The organism is Phocaeicola sp. (genome assembly GCF_048170425.1).
Lineage (GTDB): Bacteria > Bacteroidota > Bacteroidia > Bacteroidales > Bacteroidaceae > Phocaeicola.
Genome location: NZ_DBEXBB010000292.1, coordinates 1 through 4038 on the forward strand (window position 1 = coordinate 1; position 4038 = coordinate 4038).

Sequence of the window (4038 nt, forward strand, 5' to 3'; positions counted from 1 at the left end):
AATGAAAAATAGATACTAACTTTGCCCATCAATTAGATAAAACTAACATTTAATAAAGATATGTTTAGAAGTCATACTTGCGGTGAGTTACGACTCGCCGATGCAGGCAAGAACGTGACACTGGCCGGATGGGTGCAGCGTGCACGTAAAATGGGAGGAATGACATTTGTGGACCTCCGCGACCGCTACGGTATTACGCAGCTGGTGTTCAACACGGAAGTGAACGCCGAACTTTGTGAGCGTGCCAACCACCTGGGACGTGAATTCGTGATTCAGGTGAAGGGAACGGTAAGCGAACGTTCCAGCAAAAATGCCAATATCCCGACGGGAGAAATTGAAATCATCGTATCGGAACTGAATATTCTGAATTCAGCCCAGACACCACCTTTCACCATTGAAGACAATACAGACGGGGGGGATGACCTTCGTATGAAATACCGTTATCTCGACTTGCGCCGTACTGCCGTACGCAAGAATCTGGAACTCCGTCACCGCATGACGATGGAAGTTCGCCGATATCTGGACAGCAAGGGCTTCCTGGAAGTGGAAACTCCGATGTTAATCGGTTCTACTCCAGAAGGTGCACGTGACTTCGTGGTTCCTTCACGCATGAACCCGGGACAGTTCTACGCATTGCCTCAGTCTCCGCAGACCTTGAAACAGTTGCTGATGGTTTCCGGTTTCGACCGTTATTTCCAGATTGTAAAATGTTTCCGTGATGAAGACCTGCGCGCAGACCGTCAGCCGGAGTTCACACAGATAGACTGTGAAATGAGCTTCGTGGAACAGGAAGACATCATCAATACCTTTGAGGGTATGGCCAAGCATTTGTTCAAGGAACTTCGCGGAGTGGAACTTACGGAACCGTTCCTGCGCATGCCGTGGGCAGATGCCATGAAATATTACGGAAGTGACAAACCGGATTTGCGTTTCGGCATGAAGTTCGTCGAACTGATGGATGTGCTGAAAGGCTACGGTTTCTCCGTATTCGACAATGCAGCTTATATCGGTGGTATCTGCGCAGAAGGTGCAGCTCACTACACCCGCAAGCAACTGGACCAGCTGACAGAGTTCGTAAAACGCCCGCAGATTGGTGCCAAAGGTATGGTATATGCCCGCATCGAAGCCGACGGCACAGTGAAGTCAAGCGTAGACAAGTTCTACAGCCAGGAAGTGTTGCAGAAGATGAAAGATGCATTCGGCGCCAAACCGGGTGATTTGATTCTGATTCTGAGTGGTGACGACGTGATGAAGACTCGCAAACAGCTTTGCGAACTCCGTCTGGAAATGGGTAACCAGCTGGGCTTGCGCGACAAGAACAAGTTTGCTTGCCTGTGGGTAGTAGACTTCCCGATGTTCGAATGGAGCGAAGAAGAAGGCCGCTTGATGGCTATGCACCATCCGTTCACTCACCCGAAAGATGAGGATATTCCTTTGCTGGATACTGACCCTGCTGCCGTTCGTGCCGATGCATACGACATGGTTATCAACGGCGTGGAAGTAGGAGGTGGTTCTATCCGTATCCACGATTCTGCATTGCAGGCTAAGATGTTCGAGATCTTGGGATTCACTCCGGAGAAAGCACAAGAACAGTTCGGCTTCCTGATGAATGCCTTCAAGTTTGGTGCTCCTCCTCACGGTGGTCTGGCATACGGACTTGACCGTTGGGTATCTTTGTTTGCCGGTCTGGATTCTATCCGCGACTGCATCGCTTTCCCGAAGAATAACTCCGGACGTGATGTGATGCTGGATGCTCCTGGATTCCTCGACCAGAAACAACTGGATGAACTGAATCTGAAAATTGATTTCAAGGAAAATAACTAAAACGTTTCAAGGGAAAAGACAAGAAAGTAACCGGATGAAGGAATCGGTACGGATTATACGCTTTGCAATAGTAGGAACGCTCAATGCCTTGATTGCAGCTTTTGTGGTATGGCTATTGATGCACATCGAGGGCGAGAGTTATATTATAGCCAATATATGCGCATACATCGTAGCACAGATACACAACTTTATCTGGTGTAAATACTGGATTTTTCCGCTTGAAACAGATGACAAAAAAAATAGCATCTGGCATCAGATGCTATTTTTTATTGGTGCTTTCGCACTGGCGTATAGTGCGCAGTTTCTTTTTCTTCTTATGCTCGTGGAGCTTCTTCACTGCAATGAATACCTGGCACAGTTCCTCGGACTCTTTGTCTACGGTGCCGTTAATTTCATATGCAACCGCCGTCTGACTTTCCGTTAGGCCATCTTCATCAGATTTTCTTCTTCAATATACTGAAGTTTCTTTTCCAGTATCACTTCACGCGTTTTCTCCGTGTTGTCGGTACGGAACACCAGTATACCTTTTCCTCCCAGCAAGAAAGAATAGAGGTAGGAGATGCCTATGCCTGTTTCACTGAAACTGCGAATGGCATCGGCAGCCCGTCCCGGCTCATTGTCCAGGCTGATAGCAAATACCTCGGATACATTGGCTGAGATTCCGGCCTGCTTCAATACCTCGTAGGCACGCAGCGGCTCGGAACAGATAATACGGTAGATACCGTACTCTACGGTATCGGATATGGTAGAAGCAATCAACTGGATGTGCGCTTCTTTCAGCAGTTCAAGCACCTGGAGCAGTGTGCCCGACTTGTTTTCTACAAAAACAGATAATTGGTGTATGGTCATACTCTTTGTATTTTTAAATCAATGTTTTTCGTAAATCTTTCACGCGCACGGCTTTTCCTTCCTGCACGGGCAGGCTTCCTTTAGGCACTAGTTTCACACGCGGTGTAATCAGGATTTCATCTTTCAACTGGCGGGTAATTTCCTTGGTCAGGTTCTGAAGGAATCCGTAATCATCGGTAAAGTCATTCAATTCTACTTCCACCGTCATTTCATCATTCGCATCAAGGTTGGTCAGCGTAATGAGGTACTGATTACCCAGTTCCTTGAATTGCAGCAAGATGTTTTCAAGCTGAATCGGGAAGATATTGACACCCTTGAGAATCATCATGTCGTCACTGCGGCCTTTCATCCGGTCAAGACGCATGTGATGACGTCCACAAGGACAGTCACCCGGAAGGATGCGGGTCAGGTCGCGCGTACGATAACGCAGCAACGGCATCGCCTCGCGGTTAATGGTCGTCAGCACCAGTTCGCCCACTTCGCCTTCGGGTACCGGTTCCAGTGTGACAGGGTCCACAATTTCTACAATATAATAATCCTCCCAGATGTGAAGTCCGTTCTGTTCCATGCATTCAAAGGCTACCCCCGGGCCACACATTTCCGACATGCCGAAAGAGTTGTAGGCTTTCACGCCCAGCATCTGTTCAATACGGCGGCGCTGCTCGTCAGAGTGCGGTTCGGCCCCGATAATCAAGGTCTTCAAGTGGGTATCCCGGCGAGGGTCGATGTGCATCTCTTCCATCACTTCATACAAACGGCCGGCATAGCTCGGGATGGCGTGAAGGGCTGTGGTACCAAAATCGGTGATAAACTTAATCTGCCGCTTGGTGTTGCCGGCAGCTGCCGGAACGGTCAGCATGCCCAGGCGCTCGGCACCATACTGGAAGCCCAGTCCTCCGGTAAACATACCGTAGCCGGAAGAGTTCTGGAAAATATCCCCTTTTCTCAGTCCCACCATATACAGACACCGCGCCACGGCATTAGCCCATTCCTCCAAATCGTGCTGCGTGTGCAAAATCACGGTAGGAGTTCCCGTGGTGCCGCTGGAAGAATGAAGACGGACTACCTCTTCCAAAGGTACGGCAGAAAGTCCGAACGGATAATGGTCGCGCAAATCCTGTTTGGTAGTGAAAGGAATTTTCTGTAAGTCTTCCAGTGACTGTATATCTTCCGGTTTGATACCGCATTGCTGAAAGCGTTCCTTGTAGAACGGAGAATGCATACAACGGTCGATGGTTGCTTTCAACCGTTTCAACTGAAGTTTCTCAATGTCCGGTCTCGACAAGGTTTCCACTTCAGGATGCAAGTACATTTGGTTGTTTTTCGTATTATTTTTCGTTGTTTGATGCACAATTATAGAAATAA

4 protein-coding genes are annotated in these 4038 nt (G+C 48.5%); 2 read left to right on the forward strand and 2 right to left on the reverse strand.

Going from position 1 to position 4038, the window contains the following annotated elements; translation table 11 throughout:
* Positions 1–60: 60 nt before the first annotated feature.
* Both aspS and ACMJ0U_RS11445 read left to right on the forward strand, forming a co-directional pair.
* Complete coding sequence (aspS, locus tag ACMJ0U_RS11440; protein WP_417130041.1) at positions 61–1824, forward strand: aspartate--tRNA ligase; 1764 nt, start codon at positions 61–63, stop codon at positions 1822–1824.
* Between the two features lie 34 nt (positions 1825–1858).
* The gene (locus ACMJ0U_RS11445; RefSeq protein WP_007558484.1) at positions 1859–2248 is read left to right on the forward strand and encodes a GtrA family protein; all 390 of its coding nucleotides are present in this window, start codon (positions 1859–1861) and stop codon (positions 2246–2248) included.
* Here ACMJ0U_RS11445 and ACMJ0U_RS11450 read toward each other — a convergent pair.
* Positions 2245–2673, reverse strand: coding sequence for an amino acid-binding protein (locus ACMJ0U_RS11450; protein WP_417130042.1), 429 nt, complete (start codon positions 2671–2673; stop codon positions 2245–2247). The two genes, ACMJ0U_RS11445 and ACMJ0U_RS11450, sit on opposite strands and share 4 nt — an antisense overlap.
* Before the next feature lie 13 nt (positions 2674–2686).
* Positions 2687–3985, reverse strand: a complete 1299-nt coding sequence (locus tag ACMJ0U_RS11455) for a phenylacetate--CoA ligase family protein (RefSeq protein WP_417130043.1) — start codon at positions 3983–3985, stop codon at positions 2687–2689.
* Positions 3986–4038 lie beyond the last annotated feature (53 nt).